General features: G+C 64.8%; 19 protein-coding genes and 1 tRNA gene. 13 read left to right on the plus strand and 7 right to left on the minus strand.

Going from position 1 to position 25,897, the window contains the following annotated elements; all coding sequences use genetic code 11:
• The first annotated feature begins 30 nt into the window (after positions 1 to 30).
• On the plus strand, positions 31 to 1,359 hold the full coding sequence (locus CEW88_RS08440; RefSeq protein ID WP_108965892.1) for an HlyC/CorC family transporter: 1,329 nt from the start codon (positions 31 to 33) through the stop codon (positions 1,357 to 1,359).
• On the opposite strand, the gene CEW88_RS08445 is transcribed toward CEW88_RS08440, so the two are convergent.
• Positions 1,316 to 2,482, minus strand: a complete 1,167-nt coding sequence (locus CEW88_RS08445; protein ID WP_108965894.1) for a histidine kinase dimerization/phosphoacceptor domain -containing protein — start codon at positions 2,480 to 2,482, stop codon at positions 1,316 to 1,318. The two genes, CEW88_RS08440 and CEW88_RS08445, sit on opposite strands and share 44 nt — an antisense overlap.
• A 315-nt stretch (positions 2,483 to 2,797) precedes the next feature.
• On the opposite strand from CEW88_RS08445, the gene CEW88_RS08450 reads away from it, so the two are divergent.
• Complete coding sequence (locus CEW88_RS08450) at positions 2,798 to 3,412, plus strand: nucleotidyltransferase family protein (protein ID WP_108965896.1); 615 nt, start codon at positions 2,798 to 2,800, stop codon at positions 3,410 to 3,412.
• Positions 3,413 to 3,550: 138 nt separating this feature from the next.
• Here CEW88_RS08450 and CEW88_RS08455 read toward each other — a convergent pair whose 3' ends face one another.
• The 3 genes from CEW88_RS08455 to purC form a co-directional block, all read right to left on the minus strand.
• The gene (locus CEW88_RS08455) at positions 3,551 to 5,659 is read right to left on the minus strand and encodes an Ig-like domain-containing protein (protein WP_108965898.1); all 2,109 of its coding nucleotides are present in this window, start codon (positions 5,657 to 5,659) and stop codon (positions 3,551 to 3,553) included.
• An 800-nt stretch (positions 5,660 to 6,459) separates the two neighbouring features.
• Positions 6,460 to 6,690, minus strand: a complete 231-nt coding sequence (gene purS / locus CEW88_RS08460) for a phosphoribosylformylglycinamidine synthase subunit PurS (protein WP_095881779.1) — start codon at positions 6,688 to 6,690, stop codon at positions 6,460 to 6,462.
• An 88-nt stretch (positions 6,691 to 6,778) separates the two neighbouring features.
• Positions 6,779 to 7,540 (minus strand): phosphoribosylaminoimidazolesuccinocarboxamide synthase, encoded by a 762-nt coding sequence (purC, locus tag CEW88_RS08465; RefSeq protein WP_108965900.1) that lies wholly within the window; start codon positions 7,538 to 7,540, stop codon positions 6,779 to 6,781.
• A gap of 162 nt (positions 7,541 to 7,702) precedes the next feature.
• Between purC and CEW88_RS08470 the strand changes: the two genes are divergently transcribed.
• Positions 7,703 to 8,014: a DUF1476 domain-containing protein gene (locus tag CEW88_RS08470; protein WP_108965902.1), complete on the plus strand. Its 312-nt coding sequence runs from the start codon at positions 7,703 to 7,705 to the stop codon at positions 8,012 to 8,014.
• A 46-nt stretch (positions 8,015 to 8,060) separates the two neighbouring features.
• On the opposite strand, the gene CEW88_RS08475 is transcribed toward CEW88_RS08470, so the two are convergent.
• Positions 8,061 to 9,344, minus strand: coding sequence for an ATP-binding protein (locus tag CEW88_RS08475; RefSeq protein WP_108965904.1), 1,284 nt, complete (start codon positions 9,342 to 9,344; stop codon positions 8,061 to 8,063).
• 54 nt (positions 9,345 to 9,398) lie between these two features.
• On the opposite strand from CEW88_RS08475, the gene CEW88_RS08480 reads away from it, so the two are divergent.
• From CEW88_RS08480 to CEW88_RS08490, 3 genes are all read left to right on the plus strand, one after another.
• Positions 9,399 to 10,313, plus strand: a complete 915-nt coding sequence (locus CEW88_RS08480) for an MBL fold metallo-hydrolase (protein WP_108965906.1) — start codon at positions 9,399 to 9,401, stop codon at positions 10,311 to 10,313.
• A gap of 80 nt (positions 10,314 to 10,393) precedes the next feature.
• Positions 10,394 to 10,468 (plus strand) — tRNA-Asn (locus CEW88_RS08485).
• Positions 10,469 to 10,734: 266 nt separating this feature from the next.
• A complete protein-coding gene (locus CEW88_RS08490) occupies positions 10,735 to 12,708 on the plus strand; it encodes a site-specific integrase (protein ID WP_159099575.1) in 1,974 nt (657 codons plus the stop codon).
• A gap of 271 nt (positions 12,709 to 12,979) precedes the next feature.
• Here CEW88_RS08490 and CEW88_RS25190 read toward each other — a convergent pair whose 3' ends face one another.
• Positions 12,980 to 13,207, minus strand: coding sequence for an MbcA/ParS/Xre antitoxin family protein (locus CEW88_RS25190; RefSeq protein WP_108965910.1), 228 nt, complete (start codon positions 13,205 to 13,207; stop codon positions 12,980 to 12,982).
• 137 nt (positions 13,208 to 13,344) lie between these two features.
• On the opposite strand from CEW88_RS25190, the gene CEW88_RS24465 reads away from it, so the two are divergent.
• The 3 genes from CEW88_RS24465 (at position 13,345) to CEW88_RS08505 (ending at position 17,315) form a co-directional block, all read left to right on the plus strand.
• Positions 13,345 to 13,560 carry a hypothetical protein gene (locus CEW88_RS24465; RefSeq protein ID WP_159099576.1) on the plus strand — a complete coding sequence of 72 codons (216 nt, stop codon included), beginning with the start codon at positions 13,345 to 13,347 and terminating at the stop codon, positions 13,558 to 13,560.
• A gap of 6 nt (positions 13,561 to 13,566) precedes the next feature.
• On the plus strand, positions 13,567 to 14,883 hold the full coding sequence (locus CEW88_RS08500; protein ID WP_108965912.1) for a hypothetical protein: 1,317 nt from the start codon (positions 13,567 to 13,569) through the stop codon (positions 14,881 to 14,883).
• 143 nt (positions 14,884 to 15,026) lie between these two features.
• Positions 15,027 to 17,315 carry a hypothetical protein gene (locus CEW88_RS08505; protein ID WP_108965914.1) on the plus strand — a complete coding sequence of 763 codons (2,289 nt, stop codon included), beginning with the start codon at positions 15,027 to 15,029 and terminating at the stop codon, positions 17,313 to 17,315.
• 510 nt (positions 17,316 to 17,825) lie between these two features.
• Here the strand turns inward: CEW88_RS08505 and CEW88_RS08510 are convergent.
• Entirely contained in the window at positions 17,826 to 18,536 is a 711-nt protein-coding gene (locus CEW88_RS08510; RefSeq protein ID WP_108965917.1) for a Crp/Fnr family transcriptional regulator, read from the minus strand.
• A gap of 122 nt (positions 18,537 to 18,658) precedes the next feature.
• Here CEW88_RS08510 and CEW88_RS08515 point away from each other — a divergent pair, with 122 nt between their 5' ends.
• The 4 genes from CEW88_RS08515 (at position 18,659) to CEW88_RS08530 (ending at position 25,876) form a co-directional block, all read left to right on the plus strand.
• Positions 18,659 to 20,479 carry a DUF3604 domain-containing protein gene (locus CEW88_RS08515; protein ID WP_108965919.1) on the plus strand — a complete coding sequence of 607 codons (1,821 nt, stop codon included), beginning with the start codon at positions 18,659 to 18,661 and terminating at the stop codon, positions 20,477 to 20,479.
• A 9-nt stretch (positions 20,480 to 20,488) separates the two neighbouring features.
• Positions 20,489 to 21,358, plus strand: a complete 870-nt coding sequence (locus tag CEW88_RS08520) for a peptidyl-prolyl cis-trans isomerase (protein WP_108965922.1) — start codon at positions 20,489 to 20,491, stop codon at positions 21,356 to 21,358.
• On the plus strand, positions 21,355 to 22,347 hold the full coding sequence (locus tag CEW88_RS08525; protein ID WP_217626429.1) for a HupE/UreJ family protein: 993 nt from the start codon (positions 21,355 to 21,357) through the stop codon (positions 22,345 to 22,347). The genes CEW88_RS08520 and CEW88_RS08525 overlap by 4 nt, the downstream gene beginning before the upstream one ends.
• 610 nt (positions 22,348 to 22,957) lie before the next feature.
• Positions 22,958 to 25,876, plus strand: a complete 2,919-nt coding sequence (locus CEW88_RS08530; RefSeq protein WP_254694461.1) for a S41 family peptidase — start codon at positions 22,958 to 22,960, stop codon at positions 25,874 to 25,876.
• Positions 25,877 to 25,897: the final 21 nt, after the last annotated feature.

Genomic DNA, 25,897 nt, shown 5'->3' on the forward strand with positions numbered 1-25,897 from the left:
GAACACTCTTGAACATGAAAAGACGGACGTATGGACGCCCCTGCCACCGGAACACTCGACGCGGCCTTCTGGATGACCTCCGCCGCGATCCTGCTGCTCATTCTCTTCTCGGCTTTCTTCTCCGGCTCCGAGACCGCGCTGACCGCCGCCTCGCGCGGGAAACTGCGCGCCGCCATGGACCGGGGCTCGCGCGGCGCCGCGCTGGCGCTGAAGATCACCGAGGACAACGAGCGGCTGATCGGCTCGGTGCTGCTGGGCAACAACCTGGTCAACATCCTTGCCACCTCCCTCGCCACGGCGCTGTTCACCCGGCTGCTCGGCGATGGCGGCGTGGCGATGGCGACACTGATCATGACCTTCCTCGTGCTGATCTTCGCCGAGGTGCTGCCCAAGACCTATGCCATCACCAACCCCGAGGCCGCGGCCGCCACCGTGGCCCCGCCGATCCGTCTGGTCATCCTGATCTTCTCGCCCGTGGTGGCGGCGATCCGCGCGCTTGTGCGGGTGCTGCTCAAGCTCATCGGCGTACAGACCGACCCCGACAGCCAGATCCTCGCCGTGCGCGAGGAGATCGCCGGGGCGCTGCAGCTCGGCCACTCGGAAGGCGTGGTGGAAAAGGAAGACCGCGACCGCATTCTCGGCGCGCTCGACCTGGCCGAGCGCACGGTCGAGGAGATCATGCTGCACCGCTCGGGGATCGAGAGCATCGACGCCGAAGCCGAGCCGCGGGCGATCCTGCAGCAGTGCCTCGACAGCAACCACACCCGCCTGCCCGTCTACCGCGGCGAGCCCGAGAACATCATCGGCATGGTGCACGCCAAGGACCTGCTGCGCGCCATGTATGACACCATGGCGCAGGCTGGCGAGCGCGGCTTCGCGGCGCTCGACGACTTCCGCATCACCGAGGTGATGATGAAGCCCTACTTCGTGCCCGACACCACCACGCTCGCCGACCAGATGCGCAACTTCCTGCGCCGCCGCACGCACTTCGCGCTGGTGGTGGATGAATACGGCTCGCTGGAGGGGCTGATCACCCTCGAGGATATCCTCGAAGAGATCGTCGGCGAGATCGCCGACGAGCACGATCCCGACGCCGAGCATCAGGTCAGCGCCGGCGAAGATGGCTGGTTCTGGCTCGATGGCGCGATGACCATCCGCGATCTCAACCGGGCCGCCGACTGGTCACTGCCCGACGACGAGGCGAACACCATCGCCGGCCTCGTCATTCACGAGGCGCAGATGATCCCCACCGTCGGCCAGCGCTTCAGCTTCCACGGCTTCCGCTTCGAGGTCATGGAGCGCGAGAACAACCGGATCACCCGGCTGCGGGTGCGGCCCGTGGAGCCTTTGCCGGCGTGACCGGCGCATCGGCGGCAGGGTCGATCGGAAGCTCGGCCTCGAGCACGTAGCCGCCCGGCTCGCGCCGCTCGAGCACCGTGCCGCCCACCTGGCTCACCGCCGCCTCGAGCAACCGCGCGCCGAGCGCGGACGTGGCCAGCGCATCCAAGGTGGAGCCCGGCTCGGGGCCGGTGCCGTTGTCGCGGCAGGTAAAGAGGATCCGGTTCACCCCGGCCGGGCGCATCTCGAAGCGGACCACTGGCGCGGCGTCGCTGTCATGGAAGGCATATTTCATCGCATTGGCGGCGAACTCGTTGGCGATCACCCCAATCGAGGCCGCGACCCGCGATTCCACCTCGGTGCGGGGCACGTCGACCTCGAAACGCACCTCTGAAGGCGCATGACGCTGCAGCAGCGTGGCGACGCGCGTGAGATACGTGTCGAGCCGCACGAAGTGCATCTTGGACGTCAGGTTCAACTCGGCATGCAACTGCGAGACCGAATCCACCCGCCGCGCGATGGCGTCGAGCGCGTCGCGGGTCTCGGACTCGGCCGAGCGGGCGCGGTAGAGCCGGATGGTCGAGGCCACGGTCTGCAGCGAGTTCTTCACCCTGTGGTCGATCTCCTCGCGCAGGATCTCCTTGTTGTGCAGGGCGCGTTGCAGGTCGAGTTGACGCATGACTTGCCCGGCCATGACCTTGAGCAGCTTGCGCTGCTGGGCGGTCAGCTTGCGCGGCCTGTGGTCGAGCACGCAGAGCGTTCCGATGGTATGGCCGCTGCGGGTCACCAGCGGCGCCCCGGCGTAGAAGCGCATGGACGAAATCGGCCCGCAGCAAAGCGGGTTGTCGGCACTGCGCAGGTCAAGCAACGTGTCCTCGATCTCGAGGATCTCCTCCGACAGGATCGCATGGGAACAGATCGATTGCTCGAGCGGCGTCTGGCCCGGCTCCATCCCGAAACGCGCCTTGAACCATTGCCGGTGCTCATCGACGAGGCTGATCAGAGCGACCGGCACCTCGAGCAGCGAGGCAAGCAGTTCCACCACCTCGTCGAAGGCCGGATCGGGAGCGCTGTCGAGCACGCCAAAGCTGCGCAGCTCGGCGAGACGTTCGAGCTCATCATCCGATTTCCGTGCGAGTACCATTGTCCGAAATTGCCCCTTTTCACCGGAACCTGCGAGGCGCTGGGGGCGCGTGCCGCAGGCAGTCTCTCAGACATAGTAGCAGGCAAGGTACCGCCAAGGCCATTGTGCCTCCCGTTCGACCATCACGCCGCCAGAACCGCGGAGTCCCGGCGAGTTTACACATTTTTTGTGAATTTGTTGCTTAAGCTTGCGCGTCAGACCACCCCGCTTCACCAGTTTCCCCGCCCGCCGACCGCGCCCGCGGGATCACGCCGGACCTGCCCGACCGCCGAGAAAGCCCGTCGGGGTCTCTGGCTTTGCTGTATAAGGAGTTCCATGGGAGGAATCGCTGTTTTGATTCCCGCCGCCGGCGCAAGCAGTCGGATGCGCGGGGCCGACAAGCTGCTGAAGCAGGTCGGCGGCCGGGCGCTTCTGCGCCGTCAGGCAGAGGAAGCGCTGCGCGCGGCCAACCACGTGACGGTCACCCTGCCCGATCACGACCATCCGCGCGCCGCCGCGCTGGCAGGTCTGCCAGTGCAACTTGTTGCCGTCCCGGATGCCTGCCACGGCATGTCCGCCTCGCTGCGGCGCGGGGTCGGCATGCTGCCACCCGGGATCGACGCGCTGATCGTCTTGCCCGCCGACATGCCCGAGCTAACGTCCGAGGATATCCTCAAGCTCGTGCGGGGCTTTCGCGCCATGCCGCAGCCAACGCTGCAGCAGGGCTGTGCGGAAGATGGCACGCCGGGGCACCCGGTGCTGTTCCCGGCCGATTGCTTCTCGGCGATGCAGATGCTGGACGGGGACGAGGGCGCGCGCAGCGTGCTCGCCGCCAACCGCAACCGGCTGCGCCGCGTGACCCTGCCGGGGAACCGCGCGCTGATCGACCTCGACACGCCAGAGGCATGGCGAGACTGGGAACAACGCCAGGACGCGCTTGACCCCTGCTGAGCCGCGGCCTCCGCCCAACGTGCAAGAAAAAACCCCAGGACGCGCCGCGCCCCGGGGTCTTTGGTTCGCCGCAGCGCCGCCCCACCAGCGACGCAGCGACGAGCTGCATCCTTTGCGGCCTCCCGTTCAGCCGACCAGTCAGCCGACCAGCAGTTGCGCCTCGTGCTTCTTCAGCGAGCGACGGGCTGCGCCATAGGCCTGCAGGCCCTCTGCGTGCTCAAGCTCAGGGAAAAGTGCAAAAATCTCTTCGCGTTGCGCGTCGCCGATGCCCTTGAGCGTGTAGTCGCCGGGCTGGAAGCTCTCGGTCCAGGCGCCGTTCGACAGCACCATCTCGTGCTGGTCGAACATGAAGTGGATGTAGGCGACGCCCGTGGTGTCGACCTCGTCCACGCCCTTGAGCCCGGTCAAGTGCTTGGCGGCCGCGAGAACCTCGCGCTCTTCGAAGTAAAGCGCGGTGCGGTCATTGGCGACCAGAACGCGGTGGTTCGGCGAGACCAGCAGGTCATGCTCCGGAAGGTTTTTGCCGAGCGCACCTTTCTGGATCAGCACCGGGCGCAGATGCGGCTGGCGGGCCAGTTCGAAGCCGGTGAGCTCCTTGCGGCCGACCCAGCGGATCTCCTGGATGCCGTTGTCGCGGGTGATGACGCGGTCGCCGACCTTGAGGTCCTCGACCAGGCGCTCGCCCTGCGGCGTGGCGATCAGCGTGCCCGGGGTGAAGCAGGGCATCACCTCGACCGTGACATAGGCGGTGTCGGTGCCGCCGTGGCCATCGTCGATGGTATAGGAGAAGGCATCGTAGCCGGTGAAGCCCTCTTCGGCGGTGTAGGACACGGTGCCGTCGTCGTTGAGCGTGGCGGTGCCGTTGGTCGGCTCGCCGATGCTGGTGACGGTCAGCGTATCGCCGTCGGCGTCGCTGTCGTTCTCGGTCGGATCAAAGGTCGCCGTCGAGTTGCCGGTGGCCTGGTAAAGATCGTTCAGCGCGTCGGGCGGGGTGTTCTCGCCATCGGTCGGCGTGGTCGGGATGCCGGTGTTGACCGTGACGGTGCCGGTGTCGGTGCCGCCTTGGCCATCGTCGATGGTGTAGGCGAAGCTATCCTCGCCGGAATGCCCTTCGTTCGGCGTATAGGTGACAGTGCCATCGGCATTCAGCGTCACCGTGCCATTGCTGGCATCGCCCACGCCGGTGATGGTCAGATCATCGCCATCCACATCGGTGTCATTCACGGTCGGATCGAGCGTGACCGGGGTGTTGCTGCCGGTGGTGGCAAAGTCATCTTCGGCCACGGGATCGTCGTTCACCGGGTAGACGGTGATCGCCACATGACCGGTGGCGGAATTGCCCGAGGGATCCTCGACCGTATAGGTGATCTCGGCGTCGCCATTGTAATCGGCGTCGGGGGTGAAGGTCAGGGTGCCGTCGCCGTTGTTCACGACCGTGCCATGCGTGGCGGTGGCGGAGGTGACGGTCAGCGGATCTCCGTCGGGGTCGCTGTCATTGGCCAGCACGTCGATGGTGACGGCAACGTCCTCGTCGGTCTCGGCGGCGTCATCCTCGGCCACTGGTCCGCTGTCTGCGACGTCGCAGGTCGTGAAGCTCACGTCCGAAATCAGCACGCCCTGCGTCGAGTCTCCGCCGTTCCCGTAGACCACCTCGATGCGCGACACCGGACCGGCGATCGAGACAAGCACGCTGCCGTCCTGCTCGGCGAAGCCAGTAATGTCCTCGCCGATGGCGGTGCCGCCGCTGGTGCTGGTGCTGCCGCCAAGCGCGGTCAGGGTGACCTCGACTGGGGCACCCTCGGCGTCGAAGGCAAGGATCGTGACATTGTCCTGGAAGTCGATGCCGCCCGGCGTGAGGGTCGCGTCGCCGGCCAGATCCCCGAGGTCGGAGCCCGCGCCGCCATCCACGTCGTTGAGCACGAAGGAGACGTTCTGCACCTCGTCGGTGTAGAGTTCGTTCGAGGAACTGAAGTCGAGCACCGTGGTCGAGGTCGCCGAGACAGTGCCGCCATCCCCGCCTTCGCCGAAGAGCTTCAGGTGCGAATTGGGGTTGATCGAGGACCCTTCGGGCACGTAGCCGTCGTATGCGGCGGTGAAAGCCTCGGCCCCCGTGTCCTGCGCCTCGAAGGAGATGGCGACGTTGACGCCGCCGGTATCGACGGTGGTCGCGGAGCCACCGGTCGACGTGTCCGCCAGCGTGGTTCCCATCGCACCAAGCGATACCCAGTTCAGAAACAAGTCAGCCATCGTTACACCCTTCAACTCAAGAACGGGGACTTCCCCGCGCCGCGGCAGCGGCATCCGGCGCAACTGCGCCGCATCGCCCCGTCCCCGTCCTCTCCGCGTGTCCGGTGGCCTGCATGCCGGGCAGCGGCAAAAGCAGTGCGACTGGTGCCGGGCACATCTGCCCCACACCATCGGTCACATCCTCAGCGGATGACTTGAGATCGGCGGCCGCCCCCGGCCTGTCTTTCGTCGCCCCCCAGTCGGGCTTAACAAACTACTTAGAGCCAGGCCGCGCGTTAACAAAGCCAAAAGTGGCGCTCAGGTGGCGATTGATGTCCAAATATGGGCCGGTTTCTCCTGATCGTCGAGAAATCTGCCGCAAATGTGTCGAAATATTGTTTCCAATTTATTCTTCCCCGGAGACGCCGAAAGCTGCGTTTTCCCGCCATTTGCCGCAGGGTCCGCCGGGAAGGCCGCTCTGCGTTGTCCCCAAGGTGGAAACAGAGGTAGCGCCCAAACCCGCAGTCCACGCCTGCCGGTAGTCCGTCAAAATTACGGCACATCTGTCCCGACAAGCGAACCAATCTTACTCAAATTGAAAGATTGCCCCGGTGACCCCTGATTGAAGCGCCGATTTCTCCGAATCAAACCTGGGAATGTGACCGCAATCCGGCAGCGGACTCATGACCAACCGCCCCCCTCCCGCCGCCATATCCGAGCCTCATTGCGCAGCCCACCCGCCAAACGCAAAACGCCCCCGGCCGGAGGCCGGGGACGTCTGCATCTCACGATGGGCTTTTCGGCCGATCCGCCTGAGCGGATCAGAGCATCTCGATCTGGTAGCTCTCGATCACGGTGTTGGCGAGCAGCTTCTCGCACATCTCCTTGACCGTCGCCTCGCCGGTGCCTTCGGCCAGTTCCAGGTCGATCACCTTGCCCTGACGCACGGCGCCCACGCCTTCGAAGCCGAGCCCGCCAAGCGCGTGGCGCACGGCCTCGCCCTGCGGGTCGAGCACGCCCTCTTTCAGCATCACATGCACACGTGCCTTCATGGCCATCTCTCCGTTCTTCGCGAAGGGGCTTTGCCCCTCATCGTTCCCAAATCAGGTAAATCGCAGCGCCGCCTCCGGCGTTACGCTTTCAATTGATCAGCTTCGGCTTCGACACGTGGGTGGCCTGCTTCGGCATCACGCCCAGACGGCGCGCCACCTCGGTGTAGGCGTCGGTCAGCGAGCCGAGATCGCGGCGGAACACGTCCTTGTCGAGCTTCTGGCCTGTCTCGATGTCCCAAAGGCGCATCGAGTCGGGCGAAATCTCGTCGGCGACGATCAGCCGCTGGAAGTCGCCGTCATAGACGCGGCCGATTTCGATCTTGAAGTCGACGAGGCGAATGCCGACGCCATACATCAGGCCCGAGAGATAATCGTTCACCCGCAGCGACAGGCTCAGGATGTCATCCATGTCCTGCTGCCCGGCCCAGCCGAAGGCGGCGATATGCTCTTCGGTGACCAGCGGGTCGCCCAGCTTGTCGTCCTTGTAGCAATATTCGACGATCGGGCGCGGCAGCGCGGTGCCCTCTTCGAGACCCAGGCGCTTGGCCAGCGAACCCGCGGCGTAGTTGCGCACGATCACTTCCAGCGGGATGATCTCGCAGGCGCGGACGAGTTGTTCGCGCATGTTCAGCCGCTTGAGGAAGTGGGTCGGCACGCCGATGTTGTTGAGGCCGGTCATGAAGAACTCGGACAGGCGGTTGTTCAGCACGCCCTTGCCCTCGATCACGTCCTTCTTCTGCGCGTTGAAGGCGGTGGCGTCGTCCTTGAAGTACTGGACGATGGTGCCCGGCTCGGGGCCTTCGTACAGAATCTTTGCCTTGCCTTCGTAGATCTTCTTGCGCCGTGCCATGGGAATCCTTTCGCCCGGGGCCGCGTATCGGCCGCTGCGTCTTGTCCGCCCTCATAAATCAAGGCTGCCCTTGCCGCAAGCGGCCTGCTTTCACTTGAGCCAGCGCAATATCCAATACACCCGATCCGCGCTATAGTTGGGCATTCTCAGGAGGGGTTTCCAATGACGACTTTCGACAATCGAGAACAGGCGTTCGAGAACAAGTTTGCCCGCGACGCGGAGCTGCACTTCCAGGCCGAGATGCGCTGCAACAGGAAGCTCGCCCTCTGGGCCGCTGAATTGCTCGGGAAATCAGAGCCCGAGGCCGGTGACTACGTGGCACAGCTCATCAAGGCCGAGCTGGACGCGGCGGGCCATGCCGGAATCGCCCGGGTCGCGGGCGATCTCGGTGACAAGGCCAGCGCCGAGGAGATCGCCCGCAAGCGCGCGGCTTTGCTGGCCGAGGCGCGCCAGGAAATCCTCGACGAAGGCTGACATCGGGGGCGGGGCGCGCGATGTCCGGCGCGCCGCCCCTGCGCCATCAGCGCGCGATGACGATGTCCGCGCGCAGACCGCCAAGCGTGTCGCTCTCACCCAGCCGCAGCACGCCGCCATGGGCGCGCGCGACATCCGCCGCGATCGCCAGCCCCAGCCCGACGCCTGTGCCGCGGTCCTGGTTGCGCGCCGGGTCGAGCCGGGTGAAGGGCTTCATCGCCTCCTCGCGCCGCTCCGGCGCAATCCCCGGCCCATCGTCCTCGACCCGGATCCGCAGCGACTTGTCCGTGAGGGTCACCGAAACCTCGCAGCGGGTGCCATAGCGCACCGCGTTTCCGACGAGGTTCTCCAGCGCCCGGCGCAGCGCCACGGGGCGCACGCTCACCTCGCCCGTCCCCTCGATCTGCCCCAGGCTCACCGCCTTGCCGCTGCGCTGCGCATCGGCCACCACCGAGGCGGCCAGCGCCACCGGATCCACCGGCTCGGCCACCCCGTCCTGCGAATTGCCGCGGGCGAAGTCGAGGAAGGCGTCGATGAGCCGCTGCATGTCGTCAACGTCGCGCTCGAGCGGCTCGCGGTCCGCGTCGTCAAGCATCGACAGGCCAAGCCGCAGCCGGGTGATCGGCGTGCGCAGGTCATGGCTGACCCCCGAGAGCATCATCGTCCGCTGCTCGATCTGCCGCTCGATCCGGTTGCGCATGTCGAGAAAGGCACTGCCCGCCGCACGCACCTCGACCGCCCCGCCCGGCTGATAGGGCACATGCCGACCGCGGCCAAAGGCCTCGGCGGCCTCGGCCAGCCGGGTGATCGGGCGCAGCTGGTTGCGCAGGTAGAAAAAGGCGATCAGCGTCATCAGGATGCCGAAGACCATCATGTTGACCAAAAGCTGGTGCGGGTTCGAGGCCGAGGCGCGCTGGCGCGAGAACTCCACCTTGTAGAGCGTGCCGCGCGAGCCGCGCAGGTAGAGCTCGACGTCATTGTCATTGGGCAGCATCACCCGCAGCACGCCGGGCACGAAACCGCGCAGCGTCTGCGTGACCACGATGCCCGAGAAGTCGAACCAGCGCCGCTGGTCAGCCGGGGGCAGCGCCGCCTCGCCCACCTCCCGCATCTTCAGCCCGAGCGGCGCTGCGGCCGCCGGCGCGTGCAGCGCATAGCGCACGTCGCGCGCCACGCCGCGCGTCATCTGCTGCGAGACGCCCTCGAAATGGCGTTGCACAAACACCACCGAGACCACCAACTGAATGGTGAAGACCGGCAGAATGAGGATCAGCGCCGCACGCGCGTAGATGCCGCGCGGCATGTAACGTTTGAGCCACTGGAAGAACATGCGCTAACCCTAGCCGAGGCGCCGCGGCGCCACCATCTGCAAACGAGAGCCAAGATGATCGATCCCCAGCCCGACTTCCAGCCTGTTCCGGGCCACGCCGAGCCGCTTGCGCCCGGGCTGCGCCGGGTGCTGGCGCCGAACCCCTCGTCGATGACCTTTCGCGGCACCAATACATATGTGCTCGGCACGGGCGCGCTGGCGGTGATCGATCCCGGCCCGTGCTCCGAGCCGCATCTCGAGGCCATCCTCGCGGCGGTCGGACCGGGCCAGCACATCAGCCATATCCTCGTCACCCACGCGCATCTCGACCATTCCCCCCTCGCCCGCCCGCTCGCCGAGGCCACCGGCGCGCCGGTGCTGGCCTTCGGAGACGCCCGCGCCGGACGCAGCGAGATGATGCAGCAGCTTGCCGAGACGGGCCTCGCCGGCGGCGGCGAAGGCGTCGATGCGGGCTTCGCGCCCGATGAAGAGCTGCCCGACGGCGCGGTGATCGCCGCGGAGGGCTGGCGCATCGAAGCGATTCACACCCCGGGCCATTTCGGCAACCATCTGAGCTTTGCCTGGGGAGACGTTCTGTTCTCGGGGGATCTGGTGATGGGCTGGGCAAGCTCGCTGGTCTCGCCCCCCGATGGCGACCTCGGCGCCTTCATGGACTCGCTGGAACGGCTGCGCCGCACTCGCTGGTCACGGCTGCACCCCGGCCACGGCGCCCCGGTCGAGGCCCCCCTCGAACGGATCGACGCGCTGCGCGCCCATCGCCGCGCCCGCGAAGCGGCGATCCTCGCCGCGCTCGCCGACGGCCCCGCCGATGCCGCGAGTCTCGCGACCGTCATCTATCACGACACAAACCCCGCGCTTTTGCCCGCCGCAGCCCGCAATGTGCTGGCGCACCTCATCGACCTCACCCAGCGTAAAGCCGTGATTCCGCTAGGCAATCTCGAAAAGAACTGCGTCTTTTCAATGGCCTGAAAGAAAATTCACGCCAGAGCGAAAAAACTTCAAAAAGCCTCTGGACGCCCGGAGTCGCCATTGCTAAACACCCCCCACGTTCCGGCGTAGCTCAGCGGTAGAGCAGTTGACTGTTAATCAATTGGTCGTAGGTTCGATCCCTACCGCCGGAGCCAAAAATCTCTAAGTTACTGAGATTATTGGCAAAAATGCGATGAGAATCGCAGACGCTCTGAAATGTGCGACTCCTGTCCCCGCGATTGGCACAATCGTTGGCACAGGAGTCGCACATTTGCGTTTCAGGACCCCTTCACAGCCCCACCTCGAATACCGCCCCAGCGGGTTCCACTGGCGCAGACGCTGCCCCCAGTCCCGTAGGGACTGGGGGCCGGGCAGTGCCCCCAAAAAAATGTCACTCCTCTTTCCGCTCCGCTCCCATGTCATGCGCGACGCGAAGGTGCTCGCTCAAAAGCTCACGCTCTTGAGCGACATCGCATTCGCCGCACTGACGGAGAGAACGATGGCGATCGGGCCCGACATCATGGACACGCTCCTGCGAGAGCTCTGCCACTTCTTGATCGAAGCGGCAGAGACTGCGCGCGAGATGGCCCCGACACGCAGCCTCGAGACCGCGGCCTACGAGCTTGCCTGCGCCACCGCCGCAACCGACACGCTGCGCCAGGCCCTCTTCCTGCGCGACCGTGAGATGGCACGCGCGCCCCTCCGGCAAATCGCCGCCCGGCTCGGGGTCCCCCTCGACGAGTCTGACCCAGATTGGCAGCGGCTGGCCTATCGCGCCCTGCGCATGATGCTCGAGGCGCATGAGGAGGATTTGCGCCGCGACCAGGGGCAGTTCGAAACCCGCAGCCAAAGCCTTGAGCAAGCCCTGAATCCGGCGCGCCAGCTGGGCCACGCGCCTACAGCGCATCTTCCGATGCCGCCGGCGCTCCAGGTGATCCCGCCTGTCTCCGCCGCGGCAGGGCGCGGGCACTTGCCCGCCTCCGCGCCTGCAGCCCCAATTCCACCGACTGCAGAAGTGGCTTCGATCGCTCCCGTGATGCCCGACCTGGCGCATTCAGGCTTCCTGCCTGCGGTGCCGACGCGCCCGGCCCCGCAGGCCGACGCACCAACGCGCCAGAGCCCCACGAAAGTTGCCGCCACGACGCCATGTCCGACGATTTCGGAAGGAAGCAAGGACTACATTGCCCGTCGTTGCCAGGGCTATTCGTCCTTCAAGCCGACAGAGCAGCCCTCACCCGCCTCAGGAAAGAGCTGGGAGAAGAACTCCTCCGGAAACGTGAAATCGACCGCCCGCCTCATGGCCCGCATCCTTGGCGACCGGCCCTTCGATCAGATTCTCTCCGAAGAACTCACCGCAGCCTTCACGCTCATGCAGCGGATTCCCCGTAATTACCAGGCCGCGACAAGCCGGCTTTCCCCAAGGGAGGCGGCAGACAAGGCCGACGAGACCGAAACCAGAAGTGAAGCGCTCACCCGGGACCGATTGAAGAAGGAAGGCGCCAGCCCCGGGAAGATCGAGCTCACCGTCCTGCGCGAGAAATTGCCCCGTCTCAAGGCCGCAACAATCTATCGGCACATGCAGGACTTCCAAAGGATTTGCGTATTCCAGAAAGGACTTGGGCACCTCCGCGACAACATCATGGAAGGTCATATCTGGGAGAAGCGCGAGTATGATCGCCGTGTGCTCGAAGAGGCCGATACCGAGCGCCAGACGTGGTGTGGGCGCCTCGACGGTCTGTTCCGGACGCCCCTCTTCCAGGACAAGCTCGACGACGCGGGCGATCCGATGTTCTGGGCGCCTCTTATTTCGGTTCACTCCGGACTGCGCAGCGAAGAGGTCCTGCAATTGGCCACGGATGACGTCCAGGTCATCGACGGGATCCTGTGTTTCGTCCTGCGCCAGGGGCTCGGTCAGAACCTGAAAAGTGCCGCGGCCCGGCGCACCGTACCGGTCCACAAGAACCTTCTTGCGCTCGGCTTCATGCACCTCCTCGCCCTGCGAAAGCGTGAGGGAGAGCCGCGGCTCTTCCCATGGCTGACGCGCAGCGAAGCGAAGAAGACCTATACCGAAAATTTCTCCAAGCGGTTCACCTACTACCGGAAAACGCACAAGGTCTACGCCGCGCAACGGGATTTCCACTCCTTCCGCACCACCTTCAATCACCGCCTGATCGAGGCTGGATGCCCGGACACCCAGCGCCGCAGCCTTCTCGGACATGTCGAGCGCGACGTCGGGATTACCAACTACAACCCGGGCGGCTTCTCGAAAGCCCTGCTGCTTGGCCACGTCAACGCCATCGAGATCGACGTCTCGATGATCCGCCCGCCCTTCGGCGAAATTGAGGTCGCCGGCGTCACGCATCTTGCGGATCGTCGGCGACAGGTGGCCTCGTAGAGCGTGTTGCGAAGTGTGCCAGGCGCCTGCGCCCGGACCGGAAACCCGCCGTATGCCTGCCTTTACGTCATCACGCCAGAAGCCGCACTCCGGTTACCGCGGAGAATTTCGTCGACCGAACGCCCGAAGGGCTGCCCTGCTTCGCAACACGATGTGGGCGCGGCTGCGTTTTGCTGCCCTGGAGCTTCCCGATAGCACAACACCATCCCTGCCTCCGTCCACTTTCCCGAGCGGGATCACAGGCATATCCCGGCGTGCAATCGATATCGCCCTACGAAAAGCCGCCGACGCCAATCCGCGAGAGGTATCGCCTCACCGCCTCCGCGCGACCATCGCGCACGAGGTCTGCCGCGGTCTGACCACCAAACGAGGGGAGCGGCTGAGAGGTGAACCAAGCAATCGCCTCTGCCTCGCTCCCACCAGCCCACGGAGTCGCCAACTCGATCAACTCGAGTGTAGCTGTGCGTTCTTCTTCTGATGGGTGGTCCATAAATGCCATGCGCCAATCCTACCGCGCATTCTGCCTTGCGGCAACAAACACAGCCGCAGCCCAGAGACCGCCTCATCGCATACGGAAAAATATTCCGATGTGACCGGGGGTCCTGATCGGCTCGCGGGGCGCGGAGGCCCGCCAATTTGACCTGCCTGCTCGCCCATGTCGGGCCACCAAAGCCTGTGATGGTGGCGATTGTGGTGCTGCTGCCACGCCAAGAGGCCAATCAGTCAGCTCCAGGCGTCTTGCCATTCACAGTCTACAAGAGAGACGTGTTTTTAGGTCTTGCCATGCAAGTCAAGGAAATTTCCCGCGTGTGTCTGGCGGAGCAGGAACAAGGTCTTCAGGTGGAGGAGTAGCTGGTAATGGATGGTGCGGTTTCCTGGACGGAAATGGGGAGTGAGCGAGGGCTCGACCCGCTTGCAATGATCAATGTCATCCAGGAGCGCTACCAGTCGCTGCTTCCAGGATTTTCCTCGGTCACCACCAGGCTACGGAACTACAGCTTCTATTCCTGGCTCGTCGCGCACTATGCGCAGAACATCCACGACGCATCGCGGACGCGCTTTCACAGCTTCCTGCGTCGTTGCGAAGCCCTCTATGCCCTGGCCTCTGCCCAGGACTCGAAGGAGACCGGCGTAGCTGCACGGCTGTTTGCCAACGACTACCTCCGCGGCGACAATCCGGTGATTGACTTCATCCGGGCCACGGATGAGGCGACGCCGGCGGCCGAGCGCTACATGGACGCCAAGTCGGGAGTCTTCTACGCGGTCTACTTCCGTCAGATGGTCGATTTCGGTCTTCTCGACGAGCGCACAGAACATGGACTGCCAGTGCCGACCGAGGCGGGTGCGGCCCTCGCGGCCGCCTATAATGAGACACTCGGCAGCTTGTCCGCTACATTCTTCGCGGCCGCCGATGCGGGGACGGTCTCCAGGCAGGAGTTGGCTCCCATGGTCCTGATGCGGCCGAGCGCATTGGATCAGGACAGCACGGAAGCCGAACTCCTACGGGACCTGTTGCTGGGCTCGGATGGCCGGGAATCCTCTCTCGAGCGCCGCAAGACTCTCCTGCTCATTCTCAAGACGGCCCGATTCAGCCCAGCGCCGGTCGCCGTCGATGATCTGCGATGGTCGTGGCTGGAAACCGTGCCCGAAGGCGAACTTCAAGAAACCCACGCCGCCTGGCGTCACTATCAGACCGGGGACACTGTCCGCGTCGTCTACGAGGCTTTGATGCGGCATGCGACACGGGAGTTGATGGATCACCCACTCGGCTTGGCGCTCCCGGCCCTGAACGCGCTGGCGCTGAGGGACATTCCAGACGTGACCCTGAAAGACTTCTTCTTTGCTCTCGAGGCGGCCAATGACGGTCGCACCTTCCGGGAGCCACAGGGGGCTGCGTTGCGCGATGAGGCGCCGATCGCTGACATCCTTGCGCCGCTCGCGCGGCTTTGCACATTGTGGCGCGGCGATCTCGACCAGCTGAAGGAAAGCTTCCCGGACAAGCCTGGCTACCAGACCGGTTTGAGTGAGCTTCGCTGGCTCATTCAGAGCATGGATCAATCGGCGTCAGGTGTCCTGCAAACCCTCATTGGGGAGCGGGTCCTCAGGCGTCACCTCGAGGTGGCGGCGCGGAAGTTCCACCTGCAAAAGAAGTACACCTACCTGGTCGAAATCTAGGATGCCCAGCTTCGCGCCCGCCGCATCGCGATGGTCGAGGCAAGCGGCCCGAGGCTCGAAACCGCGCTGCAGTTCCTTGAGGATATCGGTCTGATGCAGGACGCATGCATCACCACCCGCGGCACCGCGCTTCTGGCGGCACAATGAGATACGACGAAGCCTTCTACGCGGACTCCTATCACTCCGCCCTGATGACGACCTTTGCCTTCGATCCGACGGTATTCGACAACGTCGTGCTTGTCGCGCTGCGCAGCCGGGGCTGCCGCAATATTGCAGTGATCGCTGATCGGGACATGCTCAACCAAACCCTTCGAGATGTCGGCGCGCCTCACGCCGCGGGCGTGAAGTATCACATGGCCAAGCGCGCGGTCGCGGGAAGCTTCCACCCCAAGATCGTCCTCCAGCTTGGACAGGATGGCGGCCGGCTCATGGTCGGGTCGGCGAACCTCACCGGCCCGGGCCTGGTGAGCAATTTCGAAGGCGTTTCGAGCCTCACCGTGACGGCGGCTGACAGGACCGCCGCGCCGCTGCTGGCTGCGGCGTTTGCCTATTTCGAGAGACATTGCGATCCGGCTGACCCGGCCATGCAGCGGGCGCTTGCGCGCGCCCGCCGGAGCACGCCCTGGCTTGCAGAGACCGAAGCCGCCACAGAGGTGGTGATCAAGGGCACGAAGGTCGCGCTCCTAACCGAGATGGAAGAGGGCGGCATCGCCGCGGCCATGTCGCGTTTCATCGACGGGGACACAATCCAGGACCTCGTCGTGGTGTCGCCCTATTGGGACGCATCGCTCGACGGGCTGAACTCCCTGCGCGAACTCCTGGGCAATCCTCAAGTGTCCTTGGTGGTGGACAGGGATGAGCAGGATTTCGATGCTGAGACGTTCCTGAACCTCGATGCCGCCCGGTTGCATTCTTCGGAGAAGCTGCCGCAGATCGCCGAGCGAAAGCTCCATGCCAAGCTCGTCGTCGCCAGGGGCCAGAAGGCCGACTATGTGCTCGCGGGCTCGGCAAATGCATCCAAGGCCGGCCTTCTGGGGCAGTTCGGGGGACCGGGCAACGCGGAGGCGTGCCTGATCCGGGCAGAAGATCCGGGCTCGTCCATTGCGCGCCTTGGCCTCGGGCAATGTCTTACCAGTGAAATGCCCCTCGCCGACCTCCGGTTGCGGCGCCGAGACGAGACCGGCTCCGGCAGCAGCGCACGGATCGTCGATGGGGGCATGTTCTGCCTCGACGGCTCCCGCCTACGTTGGACACCGCCGACGGGACGGCCGTCCGAAGGTGCAAGTATCTCCCTTCACGATCATGAGGGCATCGAAGTGCACCAGGGCATGCCCGTCCTCAGTGGGGAGGGCTGGGTCATCGAACTTGCTTCTGGCTCCAGCCAGCCGCGGCAGGCGATCGTTCATTTCCCTGATGGGGAGATCAGCATACCCTCACCGGTCGCGGTATTGTCGGACCTTGAGCGCAACGCGCGTGCCGCCAATCCTTCGCAGGTCGACCGAATTCTGGGGGAGATCGAGCAGTCTCTTGATGTTGACTTCGACATGCTGCGCCTGGCGCTCATGATCGATGGCGATGCGCGGCGCACTCCCGCTACGAAAGCCGACCGGCAGACACTCAAGGTCCGGAACGATGAGGCTCTGGAGGAAAACAATGCACCCACCTACACCTCGGAGGAGTTCAGGCGCGTTGCCGTGAGTGAGGATGCGGGCGGCCGTGCCGATGCGCGTCATGGTCCGCTCGGGGACCTGCGGGACATCATCAACCGGCGCCTAGGGCTCTTCGAGCAACACGGCGCAGAGGAGGTTGATGCCCTCTCGGCGATCATCGGTGGTGGTACGCCTCCGCCCACTCGTCCATCCTCCGCCGCCACCTCAAAGGCCAGGCCACCACGGAGCTTCCATGACGCGAAGCAACGGGCGAAAAAGCTGGTCGAGCATGTCAATCGAACCTGCCAGGTCTTGCGTGAACCTGACGTGGATGCGCTCTCCTATGGCAACTCGATCAGGCTTCGGCTCCTTGTGATGGCGGTACTGCGGGAGGCCTGCCCTGCAGGCGTCGCTCCCGGTCCGGACCATGGCCTATCCTCCACCGATCCCGCCCAGAGTTGGGTGCGAATGCTGGGACGCCTGATGGCAGAGGTGGTCAGGTCGCTTGCCAAATCCGAGACAGACAATCTCGACGACGAAGGCCTGGAAGCCTTGGCTCTCTTCCAGTTCGCCGCCAGCCTTGCTTCGGAGGTTGCCGTGCGACAGGACATGAACCTATCGGTTGCCAGACAGCTACAAGGGATCAACGGGGCCATGGCCAAGGCGATTCAGGAAAAGCTCACGAATACCGGTGCCTCAAATGACAAGCTTGCAAAGACCCTCGCCGCGCTATCGAGCCACTATGCGCATCTGTCTACGACGGCGGCGATGGCACAAGCCTGATTTCAGGGCCGCCGTCGCGCATTCAGGGGGTAATCACAAACAGTGGGGACTTGGGTCGCAAAATGAGAAGATGACCTTGCGCCTCGATTGTTCCGCGCCCGCTCCTTGTCAGGTCAATCTCGGCCAGCGCCTCTCCCGCAGTGGCTTCGGCTTCGCCGATGCCTCCTCGGGCCTTCGGGAGCGACTGCGCCCTCTACCCCTTCACCGTAAGCGCCACGCCGTTCCCCTCCTGCCATGCTGAGATTGACTGTGAGAGTCCTTCTCCTGTGAAGAGGCAGGATTGGACGGCAAAATGGGCGGCTATTTGGACGGCTCGACGGACGGCTACGCGGGCACCATCGAGGTTTTGGATGGGCGGTCCGGCCGCCGGCTTCGGAGCGAGGCGGAACGGGCACGGATATGCGGGACCTTTCAGACATTCGCTGCCACGCAGCGAGCCGGGTTCAAATCCAGGGTCTCGATCCTCATCCACAGAACTCGCCGAGCCAGTCGCTTGCCCTGCCAAGCGCGCTATGTCGACCCCAGCGCGCTCGGTTCCAGAACCTCGATTTCCCGATACCCGAGCCGGATCGCGCCGATTTGCGCCAAGTCCCTCAGCGCATCCCCCGCCGCGTTGCGCGAGAGGTTGGCGATCTCGGCGAACTCGATCTGCGAGATCGGCAGGACCGGAGGATCGAGCGGCGCGCCAGCCCCGAAGGGCAAACCGGCGCCGAGTAGGATGCGCAGGGTGAGCTTGCTGCGCTCGAGTGGCTGATGAGACCGGTTCGCCGCAAGCACGGCGAAGGCATGATCGATGACACCGACCGAGATGAAAGCAATGCTGCGCCAGATGTCGAGTCCTTCTCGGGCCATGCGCTCGGCCGCCTCGGCGGGCAGGTGCGCGATGCGGCAGGGTGTGCGAGCAACATGAGCGCCGCGCTTCGGGGTTTGCGTAAGCAGCGCACTGTCGCCGAACCACCAGCCGGTGGTCGCGACGTGGACCAAAGTGGGTTCCAAGGCGCCGGGTGAGATCAGCACGTCGAGCCAGCCGGAGATCAGCCCGAAGAGCCCGCCGTCTTCGCCGCCGAGGTGCATGGCGCTCTCGCCTCGGTCCAGCTCCATCACCGCGCAGGCGTCCAGCACGGCCGCGCGGAGCGCCTCGGGCTGGTGGTCGAGCCATCCCCGTCCCTCAAGCTTGCGCCTGTCGTCTGCCGTTAGGTCAATATTTTTCGAATTACCCATGGGTGGGCAGTGTTATCTCATTGGGCTGGCTAGTCTACTCCCGCTATGCGTGACCACATTGCGTGCTAAGCTGTCGATATTGCCAACCTTCGGATTTTCTTCCGGAACGAGGACATTTGATCATGACCCGACCCAATTTCCTGCCCCTGATAGGCCTTAGTGCCCTTCTTGCAAGCACCGCAACAGGCGCGCTGGCGCAGGCCACCGAGGCCGACGCCCCGACCAATCCGCTGAAGGAAGCCTATTTCGGCGAGCAGCACGTCCACACAGGCGTTTCGATGGACGCCTTCATCGGCGGCAGCCGACTGACCCCGGATGATGCCTACCGCTTCGCCAAGGGCGAGGAAATCATGGTCAACGGCAGCCTGCACAAGATCAAGCGCCCGCTCGATTTCGTTGCCGTCACCGACCACTCGGAATTCATGGGCGAGGCCTACAGCCTGATGACCGAGGGCGCGCCCGGCTATGATGACGAGATCGCCGTGGCCTTCCGCACTGCGCCGGATCTCGAGACGGCGCTCGGGCTTTACGGTAAATACGTGCTGACGCCGCTCGCTGGGGGCGGCGATCCTCATCCGCCCTTCTTCCAGGGCGAGGAGGCGATCAAGACCACATGGCAGAAGAACTTCGAGGCAACCGAGAAGCACTACGAGCCGGGCACCTTCAGCACGATCCATGCCTATGAATGGACCTCGGCGCCGGGCGGATCGAACCAGCACCGCAACGTTTTCTTCCGGGACACCAACGTGCCCGAGATGCCCTTCTCGTCGAACGAGGGCGCCGATCCCGAGATGCTTTGGTCCTGGATGCAGACCCAGCGTGACGACGGCAAGAAGGTTTTTGCCATCCCGCACAACTCCAACGAATCCAAGGGGCTGCTCTTTGCAGAAGCCAGCTTGACCGGCGTGCCGATCGGACAGGAGTACGCCGAGACCCGCGCCTCGATGGAGCCGCTGATCGAGATGATGCAGGTGAAGGGCAACTCCGAGGTGGTGCCGAATTTCTGGCCCAACGACGAGTTCGCCGATTTCGAGAACGCCGTGTCGATCCAGCGCTTCAACGGCCGTGGCTTCGTGAAGGAGAACTTCGTGCGCTACGGCCTCGGGCGCGGCATCAAGTACAACGCCGACCTCGGGGTGAACCCGTTCAAATACGGCTTCGTCGGCGGCACCGACAGCCACAACGGCACGCCGAGCAACGTCGAGGAGGACAACTTCGCCGTCGGCAGCCACGGCTATGCCGACCAGACCGCCGAAATCCGATCGACCTCAGTGCTCGAGGGCGAAATGCTGATCTCCGACGTGAACCCCGGCGCGCTGACTGCCGTTTGGGCCGAGTCCAACACCCGAGGCGCGATCTGGGATTCCATGCTGGCCAAGGAGACCTTCGCCACCTCGGGCCCGCGGATGAAGGTGCGCGTCTTCGCGGGGCAGGGCTTTGCCGAGAGCTACGACAGTTATGACGCCATGGTCACTGACGGCTACGCCAAGGGCGTGCCCATGGGCGGCGATTACACCGGCACCGAGGCGCCGCAGTTCCTGGTCTGGGCGATGAAGGACCCGATCGGGCCGAACCTCGACCGCATCCAGATCATCAAGGGCTGGTACGAGGATGGCGAGATGAAGGACACCATCTACGACGTCGTGGCCTCCGGCGACCGCCTACAGGCGGATGGTAGCGTCACGCCCGTCGATGCGCCGATCAACATGGAGACCGGGGAGTTCGATGCCGAGAAGGGCGATCCCGAGCTGATGACCGTCTGGACCGATCCCGACTGGAACCCGGACGTCGAGGCCTTCTACTACGTCCGCGTGCTGCAGCTGCCGACCGCGCGCTGGACGCTCTACGACGAGCTGCGCGAGGGGGTGAGCTACCCCGAGGACGTCAAGCGCGAGTTGGTCGAGCGCGCTTGGGCCTCGCCGATCTGGCACGAGGTGAACTGAGGCGCCCCCATGCTGAAGTCGATCCTCAGGGAGCCGCTCATCCATTTCCTCGTCCTGGGCGGGCTGCTCTTCGCCGCCTGGAACTGGCTGGCCCCGCAGGAGAGCGCGGGGTCGCAGGAAGAGGTCATCACGCTTGACCAGGCCCGGCTCGATCATTTGCAGACGCTCTGGACCGCGCAGTGGAAGCGCGATCCCTCACCCGGGGACCTGAAGGCGATCATCGACCGCCACCTGCGGCAGGAGGTCTTCTACCGCGAGGCCCTGCGCATGGGTCTCGACAAGGAAGACGACATCATCCGCACCCGTTTGGCGCAGAAGATGGAAGCGGTGTCGAGCGATCTGAGCATGCTCATGCGGCCGCCCACCGAGGAGCAGCTGCGGGCCTTCCACGCCGCGCGTCCCGATCTCTTCACCCTGCCGCAAGCCTACGCCTTCCGGCAGGTGCTCTACCTGCCTGCCGAGGCGGATGACGAGGCACTGGACGCGACGCTCGCCTCGCTGCAGGGGGGCGGAGAGGTCCCGCCCGGCCAGCGCGGCAAGCTGGCTGTGCCGACGGACTGGGCGCTGACCCCGGCGCAGGCGCTGGAGAATTCTTTCGGCGGCGGCTTCGCAGAGTCGCTCTCGGAACTGCCGGTCGGCATATGGTCCGGGCCCGTGCGCTCGGGGCTGGGACTGCACCTCGTGTTGGTGACGGAAAACCAGCCCGAGCATCTGGCCCCCTTCGATGAGGTCCGCGACTTCGTCGCCCGGCAGTACGAGTATTACACGGTGCTGGATGCGCAGGAGCAGATGTTCCGGGAGCTGCTGGACCGCTACGAGGTCCGCTTCGAGGCCGAGGGCGTGCCCGATGCGGTGCGGCAGGAGTACGCGCGGCCATGATCCTGCGCCTGTTCTCCATTCTGATCCTATGCCTTTGCGCGCTGGCCCCAGAGGCCCGCGCGCATGAGATCCGCCCGGCCTTCCTGCAGATCGACGAGGTCGCGCCGCAGCGCTACGACCTCCTCTGGAAGGTGCCGACCCGAGACGGCATGGTGCAGAACATCCGCCCCGCCTTCGATCCGGCCCTGACCCTGACACCGGTGCCCGGAGAGACTCTCGTCGAGGGCTTCGTGCTCTTCCGCTACGGCCTCACCGGCGACGCGGGGCTGCTCGGCACCGAGCTGCGCATCGACGGGCTGGACCGCACCACAATCGACACGCTGGTCAATGTCGCGCTGCTGGACGGCACGCATCACAGTTTCCTGCTGCGCCCGCGCGAGACCAGCGTGACCATCCCCGAGGTGCCCTCGGCCTGGGCCGTGGTCCAGACCTACACTCGGCTCGGCGTGCAGCACATCCTCGAGGGGGTCGACCACCTGACCTTCGTCGCGGCGCTGATGCTGATCGTGCGCGGTTGGCCGATGCTGCTGAAGACCGTCACGGCCTTCACCGTCGCCCATTCGATCACGCTGGCGCTCGCCACCTTCGGTTACGTCTCGCTGCCACCACCCCCGGTCGAGACGCTGATCGCGCTCAGCATTTTGCTGGTCGCCGTCGAGGCCATCCACCTGCGCCGTGGCCGCTCCAGCCTCGCGACGCGCTGGCCCTGGATCGTCGCCTTCGCCTTCGGTCTGCTGCACGGCTTCGGCTTCGCTGGGGCGCTGGTCGAGATCGGCCTGCCGCAGGGAGACATCCCGCTGGCGCTGCTCTTCTTCAACGTCGGCGTGGAACTGGGCCAGCTTGCCTTCATCGGTGTGCTGCTGGTGCTGGTGGCGGTGCTGCGCCGCCTCGTCGCCCTGCCGCGGGCGGCCCCGGTCGCTGCTGCCTACGGCATAGGGACCATCGCGACATTCTGGGTCTTCGAGCGGTTGGAGGGGATGTTCTTTTGATGTGGCTCGTGCGCCAGGTTCCGGTGATCTGCTGACAGGGCCGCGTGAGACAATGAAGAGGGATTCCGAAGCTCCATTTTCCGGATGATTTTCGATGGCTGTGCCATCAGTGTATGCCCTGCGCCTGCGAGATTTGCCGCCGCCCGAACGTCGCAATAGGATACGATGCTGTTCTGCGGCGGCGCAGCTTAGGACAAAGCGCGGTCGCCCTCAGTTGGGATCGGTCACGCAATCGCTCTCACATGGGATGACTTGGTGACTCAATTGTGAGGCCTTGCTACGCTCAGTCGGAACGGCGCACAATCTTGGTGGTTCGATGAAATTTTTCGAATGTGTTCGTGGCGTTGCTGCTGCAAGTTTGCTCTGCGCTCCCCTACCATGCCAGGCCGATGCGGCCTCACCTTATTGGATCCGCGACGCGCAGGTTTCGCCAGATGGCGCGTCTATTGCTTTCACCTACCGAGGCCAAATCTGGATCGTCCCAAGTGAAGGCGGCGATGCCTCCCCGCTGACTGAGCGCCAATTCAGAAGCACTGCGCCTGTCTGGTCTCCCGACAGCAGCCGCATTGCTTTCGCCTCGGACAGGTTCAATGTCTCCGACGTGTTCGTCATGCCCGTCGAGGGTGGCGAGATAACGCGGCTCACGCATCACTCGGCACCGGAAGCGCCGCTCGCCTTCTCGGCCGACGGGCAGGAAGTCTTTTTCCACGCGGCACGGCTCGGGTCGCCCGAAGTGGATTATCTCGACGGGCTCGGACAGTCTGTGGGCGTGCTCATGAAAGTGGCTGCGACCGGCGGTCGGGCAAGGATGGTGCTGCCCTTGCCTATGTCGCAGGCCGACCTGAGTCCGGACGGCCGCAAGCTGGCCTATGTCGAGCGCAAGACGGTCGAGAACCTCTGGCGTAAGGGCGAAATTTCGGACAGCACTTCCGACATCTGGCTCTACGACTTCGAGAGCGGCAGCCACGAAAAACTGACGACCTATCGCGGCGTCGACCGCAGCCCGGCTTTCGCGCCGGATGGGCAGAGCCTCTACTGGACCACCGAAATGCCGCAAACCGGCATCGAGGATCCGAACGCCGCGCCGGACACCTTCAACGTCTGGCGCATGCCGCTGCATGGCGGTGTGCCGGAACAGGTGACGTCGCACGACACTCTGCCGGTGCGCTTCGCCTCCGTCGCGGATGACGGCACGCTGGTCTACACGTTGGACACGCAGCTCTGGCGGCTTGATCCCGGTGCGCAAGAGCCGGTGCAGGTGCCGGTCAATATCCGTCAGGGCACGCTCTATACTGGCGAGGTCTGCAGCGATCTGGCCGGTCAGGTCTCCGAAGCCGTCACCTCGCCCGACGGGACGGAGATCGCGCTGATCGCCCGCGGCGAGGTCTTCGTTGCGTCCCCCGAAACCGGCGAGGTCCGCCGCATCACCGACACGCCGGAGGCGGAGCATTCCGTGAGTTACGCGCCGGACGGCAAGCGGCTGCTCTACGCCGCCGAGCGCGAGGGCGACTGGGACATCTACGAGACCAAGCTGGGTGAAGAGGATACGGGCTTTCTGACGGCGCTGGCGATGTCGGAACGGCGCGTGATCGACACGAAGAGCGACGCACTGCAACCGGCCTATGCGCCCGATGGCAAGCGCATCGCCTACCGCGACGACCGCAACGCGATCCGCATCTTCGACCCGGGCACCGGCACCAGCACCGAGATCCTCCCCGACAGCGCCAGCTACTTCTACACCGTCGACCAGTTCGATTTCGAATGGTCCCCCGACGGGGGCTATATCCTGACCACGACTGGCTTCATCTCGACCAATACCGAGATCGAGATGATCGAGACCACCGGCGCGCACCGTCGCTACAACCTCAGTGACAGCGGTTTCGGCGATGACGAGGCAGGGTTCAGCCCCGATGGCAGCGTCGTCTCCTGGGTGAGCGACCGGTTCTCGCAGCGGAACCTGTCCTCCGAAGGCGCCATGGTCGATGTCATGGCAACCTGGCTCACGGCAGACGGCTATCTTGCCCGCGAATTGGGCGAGGCAACGGCTGCGGACGCGGGGACGGAACCGGACTTCGATGGCGTGCCCTACCGCACGTCGCGCATCACAGACAGCCCTGTCTTGCCGATCCTGACCCGCATGACCGCCGACAACAGTGAGCTGCTTCTGGTCACCCTGCAGGTTACATCCGGCATGATCGAGGCCGAACTGATCGACCTTGCCACTGGCCGGCCCCGACAGGTCTTTGCCAAGCCTGGCACCGGCATCGAGCAGATCATCGCGAGCAAAGACGCCTCGACCCTCTTCCTGATCAAGGCCGGGTCCATCGAGACCGTACAGGTCGCCAGCGGTGCCAGTACCCAGGCGCCGTTTCAATTGCGCGCCAGCTTCGATCCGGTCGCCGAGATGCAGTACATCTTCGACCACCACTGGCGCTTTGTGCAGTCGAAATTCTACGATCCCGCGCTGCATGGCGTCGACTGGACGGCGATGCGGGACGCTTATGCAAAATACCTGCCACACATCACCCATTGGGAAGATTTCGTCACCCTGATGAACGAATTCCAGGGAGAGCTGAACGCCTCCCACATGGGTGCGCGCTTCGACCATGACAACGCTGGCTGGGACAGCACCGCAGAGCTTGGGCTCTACTACGACACGGCCCATACGGGCGCGGGTGTGAAAATCGCAGCGACGCTGCCCGGCGGATCAGCGGCATTGGCAGGCGGACCGCTCGGTCCCGGCGCAGTGATCCTCGCGGTGGACGGGGCCCGTATCGGCCCCGAGGATGACATCTATCCGCTCCTGAACCGTATGGCGGGGCGCAAGCTTCGCCTCACCGTTGCCCCGGCGGATGGCGGGGGTCCTGTCGACGTCACCCTGCGCGCGGCCGATCCGGGAAGCGACGGAGAGTTGGCCTACAGTGCCTGGGTCGAGAACCGGCGGGACATGGTGCTGGAACTCTCGGGTGGGCGTCTTGGCTATACCCATGTGCGGCGCATGATGGATGACTCCTACCGGCAGGTCTATTCCGACCTGATGGGGCGTGACCGTGACAAGGAGGGTGCCATCGTCGACACTCGCTTCAACTTCGGTGGCAATCTGCATGACCAGCTGAGCGCGTTCCTCACCGGCAAACGCCATTCGGGGCTGGTGACGCGGAACGGCGTCGATCTGGGGACGACGCCCTATCTCCGTTGGGCCAAGCCGAGCGCGCTCCTGATGAACACCTGGAATTACTCGGATGCCTCGGTCTTCCCCTACTACTACATCCGCGAGGGCATGGGCCCCTCGGTCGGCGACCGCGTGCCGGGCACCGGGACTGCGGTGCTTCGGCCCGATCAGCTTGATACGCGGGTCGTTCTTGGAGTGCCCCAGTTGGGCTTTCGGACGATCGAGGGAGATTTCTTCGAGAACCGGGAAATTGTTCCGGACGAGGTCGTCCATACGCCGCCGGAGGCAATGCTGAGCGGTCACGACCCCCAGCTTGAGGCAGCGGTTGCAGCCCTGTTGCGGGAGCTGGGCGAGTGACGCCCCACCGACGAAGGATAG

The organism is Alloyangia pacifica, assembly GCF_003111685.1.
Taxonomy (GTDB): Bacteria; Pseudomonadota; Alphaproteobacteria; order Rhodobacterales; family Rhodobacteraceae; genus Salipiger; species Salipiger pacificus_A.